Origin of the sequence: Yersinia aldovae ATCC 35236, from assembly GCF_000173735.1 — a bacterium.
GTDB classification, from domain to species: domain Bacteria; phylum Pseudomonadota; class Gammaproteobacteria; order Enterobacterales; family Enterobacteriaceae; genus Yersinia; species Yersinia aldovae.
In genome coordinates this window covers 80787-98306 of record NZ_ACCB01000011.1, presented here as the reverse complement: position 1 = coordinate 98306, position 17520 = coordinate 80787, and the positions used below count along the sequence as shown (strand labels likewise).

Below are 17520 nucleotides of genomic sequence, written 5' to 3'. Positions count from 1 at the left end.
GTGGAGTACGCCTTTTTAAACAACAAGTTAACTGACTAGTATCAGTTCATGCCGTATTTTTTCAATTTCTTACGTAGCGTGCCACGGTTGATGCCCATCATCAGGGCAGCGCGGGTTTGGTTGCCACGGGTGTATTGCATCACCATGTCCAACAATGGCTGTTCAACTTCAGCCAGTACCAACTCATACAGGTCACTTACATCTTGACCATTCAGTTGAGCAAAATAGTTCTTCAGTGCTTGTTTAACCGAGTCACGCAAAGGCTTTTGAGTCACCTGATCTTGTGAGTTTACGGTTGCAACGGTCAGTACGTCAGAATTTACGCGTTGTTCGAACATAGTTCTGTCAGCTCTTTTTTCTGTTTACGCAAGATTTTCGAAATATGCCTCCAACGCCTCCAGCTGTTCGCTGGCATCCTCAATGGCGTTGAATGTGCGCCGAAACTGGTCGTTAGGGGCGTGCTCCTGGAGATACCAAGAGACGTGCTTACGTGCAATACGAAATCCCTTGCCTGGACCATAAAAGTCGTGCAATTCCCGTATATGCCCGTTTAACAAGCGCTGTACTTCGCCAAGTGGCATCGGTGGCAGCAGCTCCCCTGTGTCCAGGTAATGCTGGATTTCCCGGAAGATCCAAGGTCTTCCCTGAGCGGCACGTCCTATCATCAGAGCATCAGCTCCAGTGTAGTCGAGCACCGCTCTGGCTTTATGCGGGTCAGTGATGTCACCATTCGCGATAACGGGAATGGTGACAGTCTGCTTAACTGCCCGAATACTGTCGTACTCCGCCTCACCATTAAACAGGCAAGAACGGGTTCGGCCATGAATCGTCAGGGCTTGTATACCACAGTTTTCGGCTAGTTGGGCAATTTCTATACAGTTACGGTGTTCTGGCGACCAACCCGTCCGGATCTTCAACGTTACTGGAACATCTACCGCATTAACCACAGCGGAGAGGATCTGTTTGACCAGTTCAGGATGCTGCAATAATGCTGATCCTGCCAGTTTGCGATTCACTTTCTTGGCCGGGCATCCCATATTGATGTCAATGATTTGAGCACCATTCGCCACATTGATTCTGGCGGCTGCTGCCATCTCATGCGGGTCGTTACCGGCAATTTGCACGGTACGAATCCCCGGCTCATCACTATGAACCATGCGCAAACGCGACTTATCTGTCCGCCACACTTCTGGATTAGAAGAGAGCATTTCAGATACAGCCATCCCAGCCCCCATGCCATGACATAGCGTTCTGAAGGGGCGATCTGTGATACCCGCCATCGGAGCGGCAATCAGGCAATTTGTAAGCTGGATGTGTCCAATGCGCATAGACAAAGAATGACCACACTGTGTCCGTAAGGGCGCGTATATTACGCATTTTTGCGCTCAGATGAAAGGCCAAACTTTGACCAATTAATTAAAAAAGCGCAATAAAGAATAAGATAATCTGGGTTAATTAATTATTTATTCATATATAACATGATGTTAATTCTATTTGGTTAAATGATGCGCTTTGATATTTTCTGCTAAACAACATCATTATCGACTGGTTATGCAGTATGAACGCGGTCAATAGTGCTGATTTATTCATCAAATCAACGATAAAGCACAGATATAAATCAGCCGTATATCAAATTTCGGACAAAAAAATTTGTCTTGGGTTGCACTCAATACTCATTCGATATGGACAACCTTGCCCGCGCGCTGGTGTACTGTGTTCGCGAGGGCAGTTCTTGCATTTTTACTTTTTGATACCGGTGATGCGGCACCATTCTTCTTTCTCAGCGACCGCATCGAGGGTGAACTTATCCTCATAAGCCTGCGCGACACCCACAGCTTGAGTTGCCAGCACGCCGGATAAACCCAGATGCCCGCCTGCAACGGGCAGGACGCTTATCAGCGGAGCCAGTTCTCGCAATGGGCCTGCCAGAATATTGGCGACGACCACGTCAGCAGATAAGTCTGCCGGCTGGTCTTTGGCGAGATATAGCGCCAAACGCTCTGAAACGCCGTTACGCTGTGCGTTATCACGGCTGGCTTGAATGGCTTGAGGATCGATATCGATGCCAATAGCGTGCGCTGCACCGAGTTTTAGCGCCGCTATCGCCAGGATGCCAGAGCCACAACCGAAATCGATAACCGTCTTGCCGGCCAGATCCAGGCCATCGAGCCATTGCAGGCATAATGCGGTGGTCGGATGGGTGCCGGTACCAAAAGCCAAACCGGGGTCGAGCATCACGTTGACCGCCGTTGGGTCGGGCACATCACGCCAGCTCGGACAAATCCATAAGCGCTCGCCAAAACGCATTGGATGGAAGTTATCCATCCATTCGCGTTCCCAATCTTTATCTTCCAACTGCTCGATTTTATGGACAAAACCTTTACCGAGCTGCGGATTGTATTCCAGCATGGCAATCACGTCTGCCATATCGGTTTCAGCATCATATAGACCGATGACATCGGTATCACCCCACAGACGCGTTTCCCCTGGTAGCGGCTCAAACACCGGATTATCGTGGGTATCTTGAAACGTTACCGATACTGCGCCGCTTTCGATTAGCGCATCCCCAAGGGATTCGGCCTGATTGCCGGTAGTGTTTAATTTTAGTTGGATCCAAGGCATAACTTTTCTCTCAAAAGCTCAATTCCCTTAATCTTTCAAGTCGCAGGGATGTTGGCTGTGCTCACGCACCCGAATCACTTGACTGTGTAAGCTCATCGGGATGCCCTCGCTTACCGTCTTCCTGCATCTTGAAATCTATTGGGTATATAATTGAGCTGATATAAATTAATCGTTTCTAATCAGCGCTAACTACCACGGGCTGTCGCGCTCTAGCCCGGTCGCCAAACTGATTACCGATATAAAACGCCAGTAGATTGAGAACCAGCGACGGCACTATCGGGTGCAGACCGGCTATCTTAATATTGAAACTGGCCAGTACGGTATAGCATACCGCACCGACAATCATCGCGCTAAGCGCGCCGTGAGCATTGGCCCGTTCCCAGTACAACCCCAGCACCAATGGCCACAGGAATACCGCTTCCAGGCCGCCAAAGGCCAGCAGGTTAAGCCAGATAATCATTTCTGGTGGCCGCCAGGCGGCAAGCAGCAGTAATAGCCCAAGAACCAGTGTCGATAAGCTGGAAATTCGCGCCAACTTACGTTCATTCTTCAACTCATCTGGCCATAAATTGAGGTATAAATCTTTCACGATGGTGGCAGAAGATTGCAGCAACTGAGCATTGATGGTGGACATGATCGCCGCCATCGGTGCTGCCAGAAAGATCCCCGCAGCAAAGGGCGGTAACACGGTGATCATCAGTGTTGGGATCACCTGATCGGGGATCTTCAGATCCGGTAGGATCGCCCGCCCCAATGCACCGGCCAGATGCATACCAAACATCAGGATTGCCACCACAATGGTGCCGAGGATAATGCCGCGATGCACCGCTTTGCTATCACGATACGAAATACAGCGCACGGCGGTATGTGGCAGGCCAATGACCCCAAAGCATACCAAAATCCAGAATGATGCCATAAAGGGCAGATCGAGGATCTGATCGCCCCCTTGCGGGGAAACGAGCGCTGGATCGATATGTTGCAGGGTTTCGACTGCTTTATGCAGCCCGCCTGCGGCATGGATTACCGCCACTAGTAGCAAAATGGTGCCAACCAGCATTACCAGCCCTTGCAAAGCATCATTCAGCACACTGGCGCGGAAGCCACCAAAAGAGGTATACAGCGCGATACTGATACCGAATATCAATAAACCGGTATCGTAAGGAATGCCTGCCGCCGTTTCCAGTAAACGTGCGCCACCAATAAATTGTACCGTCATGGCTCCGACAAACGCCACCAACAGGCTAACACTGGCCAGCCACACCAGTAACCGGCTCTGATAGCGGGCATACAGCATATCGTTGAGGGTGACGGCGTTATAGCGACGGGCTAAAATGGCAAATTTCTTACCCAGAACGCCCAGTGACAGCCAGACCGCAGGTAACTGGATCATCGCCAATAACACCCAACCAAGGCCATATTTATAGGCCGCACCCGGCCCGCCAATAAATGAACTGGCACTGATATAAGTGGCGGTCAACGTCATTGCCAGAACGAATCCTCCCATCGAGCGATTGCCGATAAAGTATTCGTTGAGAAAATTTCCTGTTTTGCGGCGGGTATAGGCATACACGGATAAGCCAAATACCATGACCAGATAGCCCACCAGTGGCAGGACAACATCAGTTTGCATTATCGTCCTCCAGTGAGATGTCGCGGAAGACAAAACGCACCATCAGAACGCACAGCACAATAAACACCAGTGGCAGCGCAATACAGGCGGCTTCAAACCAAGCCGGGAGGCCGCTTATCCCAGCAATGTTACCCGGTAAATACGCCGTTATTATCCACCCAGCCAGATAAGCCAGCGTTAAGCCAAAGGCCCAGCGTGCTTCTTTATTGGCTTGTAGAAATCTTGTATCCATGTCTTTTCCCCATACCCTTGGTACTTGGCACTACAGTGTTGTTAGCTGCTCTCACTTACCCGAATTAACTTATCGGATTTCATTAGATTGCCGCTTTGCTACAACGCCAATGACTTGGGTATAAAAGTATAAACAAAGTTTAAAAAGAAAAAGGCCGATGATTAACCGGCCCTGATATAAAAGGTAAAACTCATGAAAGGCGAAATATTAGGTTTCTTGCAACCCGAGTTTTTTCTCCAGATAGTGGATATTGGTGCCACCGTGCTGGAAGTTTTCGTCGTTCATGATGCGTTGCTGCAACTCAACGTTGGTCTTGATGCCATCGATAATGAGTTCTGCCAACGCATTCTTCATGCGGGCAATAGCAACATCACGGTTTTCACCGTAAGTAATCAGCTTGCCGATCATGGAGTCATAATATGGCGGCACGGTATAACCGGCGTAAATATGAGACTCCCAACGCACACCAAAACCGCCCGGCGCATGGAAACGGGTAATTTTACCCGGACTTGGCAGGAAGGTGTTTGGATCTTCGGCGTTGATACGGCATTCCACGGCGTGGCCATGAACCTTCACTTCATCTTGTTTGATAGACAGAGGTTGGCCCGCCGCGATGCGCAGCTGTTCTTTGATCAAATCGACACCGGTGATCATTTCGGTAACCGGGTGTTCAACCTGAATACGGGTGTTCATTTCAATGAAATAGAACTCGCCGTTTTCATACAGGAACTCAAAGGTTCCTGCACCGCGATAACCGATATCCACACAAGCTTTCGCGCAGCGCTCGCCGATATAACGGCGCATTTCGCTGGTAATACCGGGGGCTGGTGCCTCTTCAACCACTTTCTGGTGACGGCGCTGCATAGAGCAGTCACGTTCAGCCAGATAGATAGCTTTACCCTGACCGTCAGCCAAAATCTGAATTTCGATATGGCGTGGGTTTTCCAGGTATTTTTCCATGTAAACCATGTCGTTATTGAAAGCCGCTTTGGCTTCCGCACGGGTCATGTTAATGGATTGTTCAAGATCTTTGTCGTGACGAACTACACGCATACCACGACCACCGCCACCGCCAGATGCCTTGATAATGACCGGATAACCGATTCGTTTGGCAAAGGCTTTGTTCTTGGTAGTGTCGTCATCCAGCGGGCCATCAGAGCCAGGTACGCAAGGTACACCGGCTTTCTTCATAGCATTGATCGCGGAAACCTTGTCACCCATCAGGCGAATGGTTTCGGCGCGTGGGCCGATGAAGATGAAACCTGAACGTTCTACCTGTTCGGCAAAATCAGCATTTTCAGACAGGAAACCATAGCCGGGGTGAATTGCCACCGCGCCGGTGATCTCAGCAGCAGAAATGATTGCTGGGATGTTCAGATAGCTTTTAACAGAAGGCGCGGGACCAATACAGACAGTCTCGTCAGCCAGTAATACGTGTTTAAGATCACGATCCGCAACAGAGTGAACTGCCACAGTTTTGATCCCCAGCTCTTTACAAGCTCGCAGGATACGTAGCGCAATCTCACCGCGGTTAGCGATTACGATTTTATCAAGCATGGAACGCCTCGTTACTCGATGACGACAAGAGGCTCGTCGAATTCAACCGGTTGACCATTTTCAACCAGAATGGCTTTTACAGTACCGGATTTATCTGCTTCGATTTGGTTCATCATTTTCATCGCTTCAACGATGCAAAGAGTGTCACCAGCAGAAACTTTCTGACCTACTTCAATGAAGGCTTTAGCATCCGGGCTCGGGGTGCGGTAGAAAGTACCGACCATTGGGGAGCGCACGATATGACCACTGATAGCAGCCGGTGCAGCCGCTTCAGCAGGTGCTGGAGCAACGGCTGCTGCCAGCGCTGGCTGTTGCTGTGGTGCAGCAAACGCATACGGCTGTTGCATCATTGGGTAGTTTGGTGCGGCGGGAGCACGACTGATACGTACTGACTCTTCGCCTTCTGAGATTTCCAGCTCTGAAATGCCGGACTCTTCAACCAGTTCGATCAGTTTCTTAATCTTACGAATATCCATGAGTGTGATTCCGTACTCTTTGTGTGTTGCATTAGTTGGATTTTGACAAGCGATTTACCGCTGCCTGTAAAGCAAAGTTGTAGCCATCTGCGCCAAGTCCACAGATTACGCCAACCGCGATATCAGAGAGATATGAATGATGACGGAAAGGCTCCCTGGAATGCACGTTAGACAAGTGGATCTCGATAAACGGGATCTGCACACCTAGCAATGCATCGCGCAGCGCCACGCTGGTATGCGTAAACGCTGCCGGGTTGATCAGGATAAAATCGATATTACCCCGAGCCTGATGAATTCTATCGATCAGCGCATGTTCTGCATTCGACTGCAAATGGGACAGCGCCACATCCAATCCCTGAGCTTGAGCCTCTAACTGGCTAACAATCTCAGCCAGTGTGGTGTAACCGTACTTTTCCGGTTCACGCGTTCCAAGCAGATTCAGGTTAGGGCCATTTAGAAGCAAAATGTGAAACTTATCCGACATTGTGCAGGTATCTCCGGCAATTAGTCCATCATCGTAAAAAATAACCTGATGTCACCGATTTGTCACCTTTTTACGACGAAATTGACACTGCGATCGGCACTAAGGTCGGGCATTATAATGATATCGTAGCAATTAGCAGCTAAATACTGGTCTTATCAGCGAAGATATTCAATAGAAAAGAGTGCGAACTGTGCGTTCAGCATTATTTATGATGGGGAGAACGATGATAAGTTCAGGCAGTTAGCGGCACCATTGGCGGAATTTTTTATAGCGTAGCGCCAGCAATATAACCGCTGCCACGGCGTAGATAATCGGCAGTGGCGAAAGCGTTTTCACCGACCAAAGATAATGAATTGGTGCAAGAATGGCGACAAGATACACCAAATTATGCAATTTTTGCCAGTTGGGTCCCATTTTTCGTTGCGCCCACAAAGTGGATGTTACGGCTAACGAGAGTAACAATAGCCAACTGATAATGCCCAACGTCAGGTAGGGGCGGGTAACCAGTTCTCGCCCTAACAGGCTGATATTACTCAATCCTAACTCCAGAACAGAATAACTGACCAGATGCAGCGTGCCCCAGGCAAAACACCACAATCCGAGCAGGCGACGGCAGCGGATAAGCAATGGCTGCTTGCCGTAGCGTGCCAACGGTGTGACGACTAGCGTAACTAATAACAATTTCAGTGTCATGCGGCCGGTAAAATGCTGAATGTCTTTGGCGGGATCAGCGCTGAACCAACCCTGATCGACCGATAAAACCAGCCACAGGAACGGTAAGGATGCCGCCAGCCAGATAGCCACTTTTAGCCATTTAATTTGCCGCAAGCTGAGTCGCATCAGAAATTCACCCTTAAGTCTAAACCGCGATACAGCGAGGCGACCTGATCGGCATAACCGTTAAACAGTAGCGTCGGTTGGCGCTGTACATCTAAAATGCCGCCTGAACCGATAAAACGCTCGGTAGCCTGCGACCAGCGTGGGTGGTCGACATGCGGGTTTACGTTGGCATAAAAACCGTATTCGTTAGGCGCACTCAGGTTCCAGGTGGTGGGCGGCTGGTCATGAGTCAGGCGAATATGAACAATGGACTTTATTCCTTTAAAACCGTATTTCCACGGCGTGATAAGCCGCAGTGGTGCACCATTTTGTGGCGGTAGGGCTTTGCCATACACACCTAAAGTCATAAAGGCCAGTGGGTGCATTGCCTCATCCAGCCGTAGTCCTTCGACATAAGGGTATTTCAGGCCGCCGCCAATAAAGCGATCTTCCTGCCCTGGCATTTGATCCGGTGCGTAAAGTGTCTGAAACGCGACGTAGCGGGCATTACTGGTGGGTTCAACCAGTTTTAGCAATTTGCCCAATTCAAAACCGATCCACGGCACCACCATTGACCAGGCTTCAACGCAGCGCATCCGGTAAATGCGCTCTTCCAACGGGAAGCGTTTTATCAGGTCATCAATATCCAGTGTCATCGGTTTAGCCACATCACCGTCGATACGTATCTGCCAACCCTCAGTTTTTAACGTGCCAGCATTGGCGGCGGGATCAGCTTTATCCAGACCAAATTCGTAGAAGTTATTGTAACCGGTCACTTTGTCTTCTGGCGTCATTGCCAGATCGGGGTGATAAGCCGTTGATGGGGTAAACGTCAATGGCTTGCCTGACGGCGCTTTAGGGCGGCCATTACCTTTAAACCATGCTAACAAGTCGGCCTGTGCCGCGGTGGGCAAGGCCAGTGATGCTGCCGTGATCCCCAACGCCTGCAACACCTTGCGGCGCTGATAGAAAATACTTTCCGGCGTGACGTCAGCTTCGGTCAGCTTGCGTGGTTTGGTACTGCTACCACGAAGACTATTTTTTGAATGAGAGAAAAAGTTGTTCATAGACCTACTCCATCGGGCAGGGGAGTCATACTGACCATTATGGTATTAATCATGGCGGCTTATGGACACAAGTGCGAGGCTGCTGGGAAAAATATGAAATTTCTGAGAGCGGAGTGATAGGGCCGGGTGGTAGCAATATCCACCCGGTGACTTTTGCAAAATCAATAATTAGCGAACTTTAACCAACGTCCGGCCAGTGACTTCATTCGCCAGCAGGCGTGCGGCGATAGTTGGAGCATCTGCCAGCGTGATGGATTGTGATGCCTGCTGATAGAAGCTGTCAGGTAAGATTTTCAGCAGCCGCTGCCAGGCTTGTTGGCGGCGCGGTTGCGGTGTCATCACCGAATCCACGCCCTGCAAGCGCACGTTGCGCAGAATAAAGGGCATCACGGTGGTGGGCAGAGTATAACCACCTGCCAAACCACAAGCTGCGACGGTGGCGTTGTAACTCATCTGCGCCAGCACTTTAGCCAGTAACTTGTCGCCAACCGTATCAATGGCACCGGCCCACAATTGTTTCTCCAATGGACGCGAAGCATCAAGATAATCGTTGCGCGAGAGCACCCGATGCGCGCCCAGGCTCTTCAGATATTCGCTGTTACTGTCGCGGCCAGAAATGGCAGCAATCTGATATCCCAGCGCGCAGAGCAGGGCAATTGCGGTGCTGCCGACACCGCCACTGGCCCCGGTGACCACCACTTCGCCGCTTTCTGGCGTCACACCACCTTCCTCCAGCGCCATCACACACAGCATCGCGGTAAACCCGGCGGTGCCGATAATCATGGCATTACGTGGGTCCATCCCTTCAGGCATGGGGACCAGCCAGTCACCATTAACGCGCGCTTGTTCCGCTAAACCACCCCAGTGGTTTTCGCCAACTCCCCAACCGGTCAGTAACACTGATTGGCCGACATGAAAACGCGGATCTTCGCTGCTATGAACGGTTCCGGCAAAATCAATGCCTGGCACCATCGGGAATTCGCGGATAATTTTCCCTTTTCCGGTGATCGCCAATGCATCTTTATAATTCAGACTGGACCAATTGACGTCAACCGTGACATTACCCGCAGGCAGTTGTGAAGGTGAGATGTTACGTACTTCGGCGATAGTACGGCCTTCAATTTGCTCAAGGACAAGCGCTCGCATATAACACTCCTAATACCCTGCCGGCTTCACGTTGCAGCGTGGTTATCATCGATACTTACTGGCTGCAACGCCAATGAGGTGAGGTATGCATTATGAGAAATACAGAAACGTATGGGCTAAGAGTGAGCCAATATAGTGTTAACGGCAACTTTTGAGCCTGATCAAGGACAAAAATCATGTCGATGGTTTTTGTCAGCAGCTATTCTTTAACCAGGGATTGCACGAACGTCAGGGAAAAAGAGCAAATTATTGTGTATTTATCGCATCATGAGGTAAAAAATCAGCGTTGCGCCCGGTTTTTGTCATATAGTGTTCTCCCCAAGGAGCTGAGGGCTTTTTTCCATTTAATTGCACAACGCAAGGCTAAGGGATGCGATTTACAACCAAACTTTCTGCGTTTATGACGCTGCTGGTCGTATTGGCGATGTGTTTAGTGTTACTGGGCAGTACCGTCAGTTTCTTCTATTTATGCCAGAAAAAAATGGAGCACCGTCTCCAGAGCATCGTGACGGCTTATGATCAGTCACTATTACAGCAACCGGCAGATAAACAACGTGAATGGTTGCCGCTGATGATGCAGGCCATTGGTGTGGTGGAACTCAGTGTGAATAACCAGACCAGCACCTTGTATCATCTTAAACTCCCAGCGATTTATGCTCCCTGGAATCAAGCAAGCCGCTATCGCACTTTGGCGCTGCCGATGCTGCATCAGTCGGGGGCGACCATGCATTTTACCTATATCGACCCCCTCAAAAGCTATACCCGCTCCCTCTATGCGGCGGCAATTCTGTCACTGGTCGTTGTGCTGGTGGGGTTGACGCTGCTACTGAGCTTCCGTTGGCTGCGGGATCAAACGGCAGGGCAGGAGAAACTTGAGCGACGAGCCAAGCGTATTCTCAATGGTGAACGCGAATATGCCATTCGTAGTGAGGATTATGAATGGCCTCCTTGTGCGAGCCGGGCCATCGATCATCTATTGGCGGAGTTAGCGGAGGTTCGCGAAGAGCGTAATCGCGTTGATACGTTAATTCGCACGTTTGCTGCTCAGGATGGCAAGACCGGGCTAAACAACCGCCAGTTTTTTGATAACCAACTGACGACTCAGTTGGAGGAACCCGGCGCGCATGGTGTAGTCATGGTGGTGCAGTTACCGGACTTTGATAGCCTGAATGACACGAGAGATAATCAGCAAGTACAAGAATTGATGAGTTCGTTGATTAACCTGCTGTCCACGTTTGTCGCCCGTTACCCCTCGGCCTTGCTAGCCCGTTATCTAAATAGTGACATGGCAATCTTATTGCCACACAAAACACTGAAAGATGCTGAGGTTATGGCCGCTCAGTTGGTCAACGCCGTCGGATCGCTACCAGAGCCACATATAATTGACCGTGAGTCACTGTTGCATATTGGAATTGTGGCTTACCGCCGTGGAGAATCGGCAGAACAGATTATGGATAATGCTGGACAAGCGACTAAAAATGCGGCGTTGTATGGGGGTAACGGTTGGTATGTGTATGATACGCAGGTACCCGAAAGTGGCCGTGGTAGTGTTAAATGGCGTACTTTGCTGGAACAAACACTGGTAAACGGTGGCCCACGGTTATATCAAAAACCCGTCATTACTGTAGACGGTAAAGTTCATCATCGTGAAGTGATTAGCCGTATATATGATGGCGAGAAAGAGTTACTGGCTGCTGAATTCATGCCATTGGTACAATTGCTCGGATTAGCGGAACGCTATGACCGTCAGAAAATTGATCGGATAATTCCTTTATTAGCTTTATGGCCTGACGAAACTCTGGCATTTTCTATCTGCGTTGATTCATTATTACAGCGTCCTTTCCAGCGCTGGCTGCGGGATACGCTATTGCAATGCAGAAAATCTGACAGAAAGCGTATTATCTTTGAACTTGCAGAGGCAGATGTGTGTCAACATATCGATCGAATTCGCCCGATGATCCGTTTGCTGCTCGGCGTAGGGTGCGAAGTGATGGTTTCACAGGCTGGATTGACGGTTGTCAGCACCTCTTATCTTAAGTTGTTGCGGGTTGAAATGATAAAGCTTCATCCCGGATTAGTAAGAAGCATTAATTTACGTTATGAAAATCAGCTATTTGTCGAAAGTCTGACCGGTGCCTGTGCAGGAACACATGCGAAAGTTTTTGCGGCAGAAGTTCTTACCCGTGAAGAATGGCAAACGCTACAGGCGAAAGGTGTTCATGGCGGGCAGGGCAATTTTTTTGCTCCGCCGATGCCTTTGAACGCCGGAAAGAAAAAATATTCGTAATAGGGCCATGTTTAGCCTGATCGTTGAGCAAAAATTAACGTAGAATGTGTCAACCATTTCCGTAAATCGTTGGTGGGCGCTTACTTTCAACGAGAATCAGGTTAAATGTTAGATTTTATGTGCTGTGTTACGCCAGTCGTTACACAGAGTCCGTGTTGTGTCGGGGCGGTTATTCAACCTTTACTGGCAAGATGGGCTTTGATTGCAACGAGATGTGAATAACGCAGCTACTTTTTCACCGAATCAGGACGTTTTTGCGCCTTGTCGCTGCTTCGTGTGGTTGGTAAAGTAGGCGGATTTTATTTTCCGCCCCCAGCTTGCAGGATTATCCTTTCGTTATGTTTAAGAAATTTCGTGGCATGTTTTCCAACGACTTGTCCATCGACTTGGGTACCGCCAATACCCTTATTTATGTTAAAGGACAAGGCATTGTACTGAATGAACCTTCAGTGGTTGCTATTCGCCAGGATCGTGCCGGTTCACCGAAGAGCGTTGCGGCTGTGGGCCATGATGCCAAGCAGATGCTAGGGCGTACCCCTGGCAATATCGCAGCTATTCGCCCGATGAAAGACGGCGTTATTGCCGATTTCTTTGTCACTGAGAAAATGCTGCAACACTTTATCAAGCAAGTTCACAGCAACAGCTTTATGCGCCCAAGTCCGCGTGTCTTGGTGTGCGTACCGGTCGGGGCAACTCAGGTTGAGCGCCGTGCGATCCGTGAATCTGCTCAGGGCGCAGGTGCGCGTGAAGTGTTTCTGATTGAAGAACCAATGGCCGCAGCGATTGGTGCTGGCCTGCCTGTTTCTGAAGCAACCGGTTCAATGGTTGTGGATATTGGTGGCGGTACCACAGAAGTGGCCGTTATCTCTCTAAATGGCGTGGTTTACTCTTCTTCTGTTCGTATCGGTGGTGACCGTTTCGATGAAGCTATCATTAATTATGTGCGTCGTAACTACGGTTCATTGATTGGTGAAGCCACGGCCGAGCGTATCAAGCACAGCATTGGTTCTGCTTATCCGGGTGATGAAGTTCTGGAAATCGAAGTCCGTGGCCGTAACCTGGCTGAAGGTGTACCTCGTGGCTTTACTCTGAACTCCAATGAGATTCTCGAAGCGCTTCAAGAGCCACTGACCGGTATCGTTAGCGCGGTTATGGTTGCGCTGGAGCAGTGCCCGCCAGAATTGGCTTCCGATATCTCTGAACGCGGTATGGTATTGACCGGTGGTGGCGCATTGTTGCGTAACCTGGATCGCCTGCTGATGGAAGAGACCGGTATTCCGGTGGTGGTAGCAGAAGATCCATTGACCTGCGTAGCACGCGGCGGTGGTAAAGCGTTGGAAATGATCGACATGCATGGCGGCGATTTGTTCAGCGAAGAATAATAGTCAGCCAAAAAAGAGGAGGGCCAGATCAAATTGTTTGGCACCTCCTTTTGTCGTCGAGGAATACGCATAACTTATGAAGCCGATTTTTAGCCGGGGTCCATCCCTGCAACTGCGACTTTTTTTTGCCGTTCTTGCAGCCATTGCGTTGGTTATCGCCGATAGCCGGTTGGGTACGTTTGTTAAAATACGGACCTACATGGACACCGCCGTCAGTCCTTTCTATTTTCTGGCCAACGGGCCACGAAAAGTTCTCGACAATGTTTCCGAAACTCTGGCTACCCGTGGGCAGTTGGAGCTGGAAAACCGTGCATTGCGCCAAGAGTTATTACTGAAAAATACTGATTTACAGTTACTTGGGCAATTTAAGCAGGAAAATAACCGCTTACGTGAATTGCTGGGTTCTCCGTTGCGTCAAGATGAGCAAAAAATGGTGACTCAGGTGATGTCCAGTGGGACAGATCCCTATAGTGATCAGGTTGTTATCGATAAAGGTTCTAACAATGGCGTGTACGAAGGCCAGCCGGTTATTAGTGACCGTGGTGTCGTAGGCCAGGTTGTGGCGGTGAGTAAGTTAACCAGCCGCGTATTATTGATTTGCGATGCTTCCCATGCGCTACCTATTCAGGTACTGCGCAATGATATTCGGGTGATTGCTGCCGGCAGTGGTTGTACTGATGACCTATTACTGGAGCATTTGCCTAGCAATACCGATATTCGCGTTGGTGATGTGTTGGTCACGTCTGGCTTGGGTGGTCGCTTCCCCGAAGGGTATCCGGTGGCCGTAGTGTCTTCTGTCAAAGTGGATAACCAGCGTGCTTACACTGTGATTCAGGCACGCCCAACCGCTGATTTACAACGCTTACGTTACCTGTTGTTATTGTGGGGCGCTGATCGTAATGGCGATGTTCCGTTGCCCGCGGATGAAGTGCGTCGCGTGGCGAACGAACGTCTGGCACCAATGATGTCACAGGTGCTACCTGCTGCTGACGCGATGGGGCCACCGGCTCCGCCTGTGGTGACGGCTCCCGCCACAGTCACTACGCCGGGAGTCTCGCCATGAACCGTTACAGCAGTAATGGACGTTGGGTTATCTGGTTATCATTCCTGATTGCTATGGTGCTGCAAATTATGCCGTGGCCGGAACAGATTTATATGTTCCGCCCCTCCTGGTTGGCATTGATATTAATTTATTGGGTGATGGCGTTACCGCACCGGGTGAATGTAGGTACCGGATTTATTCTTGGGCTGATTATGGATCTCATTTTAGGATCAACCCTTGGGGTGCGTGCGCTGGCACTGAGTATCGTGGCCTATCTGGTGGCGTTTAAGTTTCAGCTTTTCCGCAACATGGCACTGTGGCAGCAGGCGCTCATTGTTATGCTCCTTTCGCTGACAATGGATGTCGTGGTGTTCTGGTCTGAGTTTTTAGTGATTAATGTCTCATTCCGCCCAGAAGTTTTCTGGAGCAGTGTAGTAAACGGTATTCTATGGCCTTGGCTATTCTTATTAATGCGTAAAATTCGCCGTAAATTTTCGGTGCAATAAGGACTTAAGACCCATGACCGCCCTGTATCTTGCCTCCGGTTCCCCGCGTCGCCGCGAATTACTGACTCTGCTTGATGTGTCCTTTGAGGTGTTACAAACAGATGTTGAAGAACAACGTCGCCCTGAGGAAAGCCCGTCAGAATATGTACAACGCCTGGCGCAGGACAAAGCACGAGCAGGTGTGATGGTTGCACCACAGGATTTGCCGGTATTAGGGGCAGATACCATCGTGGTGTTAAATGGGCAAGTGCTCGAAAAACCACGAGATAAAACACATGCACAGCAAATGTTGAGTGCGTTATCCGGCAAATCGCATCAGGTCATCACTGCGGTATCGCTCGCTGACCGGCAAGACGTATTATCTGTCATGGTGGTGACAGATGTGACATTTCGTGTGTTATCCCAATTAGAAATCAGTAATTATATTGCTACCGGTGAACCCACGGACAAAGCGGGCGCTTACGGTATTCAGGGGAAAGGTGGTTGCTTCGTCAGATCCATTGCTGGCAGTTATCATGCCGTGGTGGGGTTGCCGTTAGTTGAAACCCATGAATTACTAAGTAATTTCATTGCGCTACGTAATGTGAGAGGAATACATGACAGCTGAATTACTGGTCAATATCACACCGTCTGAAACGCGGGTTGCCTATATTGATGGTGGCATCTTGCAAGAAATACACATTGAGCGTGAAGCCAAAAGAGGGATCGTCGGCAATATCTACAAAGGTCGTGTCAGCCGGGTATTGCCGGGGATGCAGGCGGCTTTTGTCGATATAGGTCTGGATAAGGCAGCCTTCCTTCATGCCTCCGATATCATGCCCCACACCGAATGCGTGGCTGGGGATGAACAGAAAAATTTCAATGTGCGCGATATCGCCGAACTGGTTCGTCAGGGGCAGGATTTAATGGTACAGGTGGTGAAAGATCCACTTGGCACCAAAGGCGCACGTTTGACGACCGATATCACCCTGCCTTCCCGTTATCTGGTGCTAATGCCCGGAGCGGCACATGTGGGCGTTTCTCAGCGTATAGAGAGTGAAGCTGAACGCGAACGGCTGAAAAAGACCGTGGCCGCGTATTGTGATGAGCAGGGTGGATTTATTATTCGCACCGCTGCGGAAGGTATTGGTGAAGAGGAATTATCTGCCGATGCTGCCTTCCTTAAACGTTTGTGGACTAAAGTTCAGGAACGTAAGAAGCGCAATATCACCAAATATAAGCTGTATGGCGAGATGGCGCTGGCGCAACGTGTGTTACGTGACTTTGCCGGTGCCGCGCTGGATAAAATCCGCGTTGACTCCAAGTTGACTTACGATTTGCTGGTAGAATTTACCAGCGAATATATTCCGGAAATGACCGCGAAGCTGGAGTTATATACCGGCAAGCAGCCGATTTTTGATCTCTTTGATGTCGAAAACGAAATTCAGCGCTCGTTAGAACGGAAAGTTGAGCTAAAATCAGGCGGTTACCTGATTATCGATCAGACAGAAGCCATGACGACGGTGGATATTAATACCGGTGCTTTTGTCGGCCATCGCAATCTGGACGAAACTATTTTCAATACCAATATTGAAGCCACGCAAGCCATCGCCCGCCAGTTGCGGATGCGTAATCTCGGTGGAATTATCATTATTGATTTCATTGATATGAGTAATGAAGAACATCGCCGGCGTGTATTGCATTCACTGGAACAGGCTCTCAGTAAAGATCGGGTAAAAACCAGTATTAACGGTTTCTCTCAGCTAGGCTTAGTTGAAATGACCCGCAAACGCACGCGGGAGAGCATCGAACATGTGTTGTGCAATGAATGCCCGACGTGTCGTGGCCGTGGCACGGTGAAATCGGTTGAAACGGTGTGCTACGAAATTTTGCGTGAAATTGTCCGCGTACACCATGCTTATGATTCTGATCGCTTTTTGGTTTATGCGTCACCAGCGGTAGGGGAAGCGCTGAAAGGCGAAGAATCTCATGCGCTGGCAGAAGTGGAAATCTTCGTCGGTAAGCTGGTGAAAGTTCAGATTGAGCCACTGTATAACCAAGAACAGTTTGATGTGGTGATGATGTAAGCACTCCCTGCCTTACAGGGATATACCCGTCATCTTTCAAACTGCAGGTGTGTTGGCTGCGTTCAATCACCCGAATCACTTAACTGATGTAAGTGATTCGGGATTATGAGCCTCATTAGAGGCTCACCCTGCGGGCCAGCGCAAGCGCCGTTCAAAATGGTTTGCAACCAATTTGTCATTCGCTTGCCGCCTTCCTGCATTTCG

17 protein-coding genes are annotated in these 17520 nt (G+C 49.7%); 6 read left to right on the top strand and 11 right to left on the bottom strand.

The genetic code is table 11. The features are described 5' to 3' along the window. Window positions 1–41: 41 nt before the first annotated feature. The 11 genes from fis to acuI form a co-directional block, all read right to left on the bottom strand. The gene (fis, locus tag YALDO0001_RS07370) at window positions 42–338 is read right to left on the bottom strand and encodes a DNA-binding transcriptional regulator Fis (RefSeq protein WP_002210061.1); all 297 of its coding nucleotides are present in this window, start codon (window positions 336–338) and stop codon (window positions 42–44) included. Between the two features lie 24 nt (window positions 339–362). Next, on the bottom strand, window positions 363–1328 hold the full coding sequence (dusB, locus tag YALDO0001_RS07365; protein ID WP_004701483.1) for a tRNA dihydrouridine synthase DusB: 966 nt from the start codon (window positions 1326–1328) through the stop codon (window positions 363–365). Window positions 1329–1740: 412 nt separating this feature from the next. Continuing rightward, window positions 1741–2622: a 50S ribosomal protein L11 methyltransferase gene (prmA, locus tag YALDO0001_RS07360; RefSeq protein ID WP_004701482.1), complete on the bottom strand. Its 882-nt coding sequence runs from the start codon at window positions 2620–2622 to the stop codon at window positions 1741–1743. Window positions 2623–2797: 175 nt separating this feature from the next. Next, on the bottom strand, window positions 2798–4252 hold the full coding sequence (gene panF / locus YALDO0001_RS07355) for a sodium/pantothenate symporter (protein ID WP_042839547.1): 1455 nt from the start codon (window positions 4250–4252) through the stop codon (window positions 2798–2800). Beyond that, window positions 4242–4484 (bottom strand): YhdT family protein, encoded by a 243-nt coding sequence (locus YALDO0001_RS07350; RefSeq protein ID WP_004701477.1) that lies wholly within the window; start codon window positions 4482–4484, stop codon window positions 4242–4244. The genes panF and YALDO0001_RS07350 overlap by 11 nt, the downstream gene beginning before the upstream one ends. Window positions 4485–4691: 207 nt before the next feature. Then, window positions 4692–6041 carry an acetyl-CoA carboxylase biotin carboxylase subunit gene (gene accC, locus YALDO0001_RS07345; RefSeq protein WP_004701476.1) on the bottom strand — a complete coding sequence of 450 codons (1350 nt, stop codon included), beginning with the start codon at window positions 6039–6041 and terminating at the stop codon, window positions 4692–4694. 11 nt (window positions 6042–6052) lie between these two features. Beyond that, window positions 6053–6517 (bottom strand): acetyl-CoA carboxylase biotin carboxyl carrier protein, encoded by a 465-nt coding sequence (gene accB / locus YALDO0001_RS07340; RefSeq protein WP_004701474.1) that lies wholly within the window; start codon window positions 6515–6517, stop codon window positions 6053–6055. Window positions 6518–6548: 31 nt separating this feature from the next. Then, on the bottom strand, window positions 6549–7001 hold the full coding sequence (gene aroQ / locus YALDO0001_RS07335) for a type II 3-dehydroquinate dehydratase (protein WP_004701473.1): 453 nt from the start codon (window positions 6999–7001) through the stop codon (window positions 6549–6551). Between the two features lie 240 nt (window positions 7002–7241). Beyond that, entirely contained in the window at window positions 7242–7841 is a 600-nt protein-coding gene (msrQ, locus tag YALDO0001_RS07330; RefSeq protein ID WP_042839546.1) for a protein-methionine-sulfoxide reductase heme-binding subunit MsrQ, read from the bottom strand. Continuing rightward, the gene (gene msrP / locus YALDO0001_RS07325) at window positions 7841–8887 is read right to left on the bottom strand and encodes a protein-methionine-sulfoxide reductase catalytic subunit MsrP (RefSeq protein WP_004701470.1); all 1047 of its coding nucleotides are present in this window, start codon (window positions 8885–8887) and stop codon (window positions 7841–7843) included. The genes msrQ and msrP overlap by 1 nt, the downstream gene beginning before the upstream one ends. A 168-nt stretch (window positions 8888–9055) precedes the next feature. Then, complete coding sequence (acuI, locus tag YALDO0001_RS07320; protein WP_004701468.1) at window positions 9056–10033, bottom strand: acrylyl-CoA reductase (NADPH); 978 nt, start codon at window positions 10031–10033, stop codon at window positions 9056–9058. A gap of 370 nt (window positions 10034–10403) precedes the next feature. On the opposite strand from acuI, the gene csrD reads away from it, so the two are divergent. The 6 genes from csrD (at window position 10404) to rng (ending at window position 17316) form a co-directional block, all read left to right on the top strand. Further along, window positions 10404–12320: an RNase E specificity factor CsrD gene (csrD, locus tag YALDO0001_RS07315; RefSeq protein WP_042839545.1), complete on the top strand. Its 1917-nt coding sequence runs from the start codon at window positions 10404–10406 to the stop codon at window positions 12318–12320. A gap of 338 nt (window positions 12321–12658) precedes the next feature. Beyond that, window positions 12659–13702 carry a rod shape-determining protein MreB gene (gene mreB, locus YALDO0001_RS07310; protein ID WP_002228205.1) on the top strand — a complete coding sequence of 348 codons (1044 nt, stop codon included), beginning with the start codon at window positions 12659–12661 and terminating at the stop codon, window positions 13700–13702. Window positions 13703–13778: 76 nt separating this feature from the next. Then, window positions 13779–14765, top strand: coding sequence for a rod shape-determining protein MreC (mreC, locus tag YALDO0001_RS07305; RefSeq protein WP_004701461.1), 987 nt, complete (start codon window positions 13779–13781; stop codon window positions 14763–14765). Then, complete coding sequence (gene mreD, locus YALDO0001_RS07300; protein ID WP_042547084.1) at window positions 14762–15250, top strand: rod shape-determining protein MreD; 489 nt, start codon at window positions 14762–14764, stop codon at window positions 15248–15250. Before mreC ends, mreD begins: the two co-directional genes overlap by 4 nt. A 13-nt stretch (window positions 15251–15263) precedes the next feature. Beyond that, window positions 15264–15857 (top strand): Maf family protein, encoded by a 594-nt coding sequence (locus tag YALDO0001_RS07295; RefSeq protein ID WP_004701458.1) that lies wholly within the window; start codon window positions 15264–15266, stop codon window positions 15855–15857. Next, entirely contained in the window at window positions 15847–17316 is a 1470-nt protein-coding gene (gene rng, locus YALDO0001_RS07290) for a ribonuclease G (RefSeq protein ID WP_042839544.1), read from the top strand. Before YALDO0001_RS07295 ends, rng begins: the two co-directional genes overlap by 11 nt. Window positions 17317–17520: the final 204 nt, after the last annotated feature.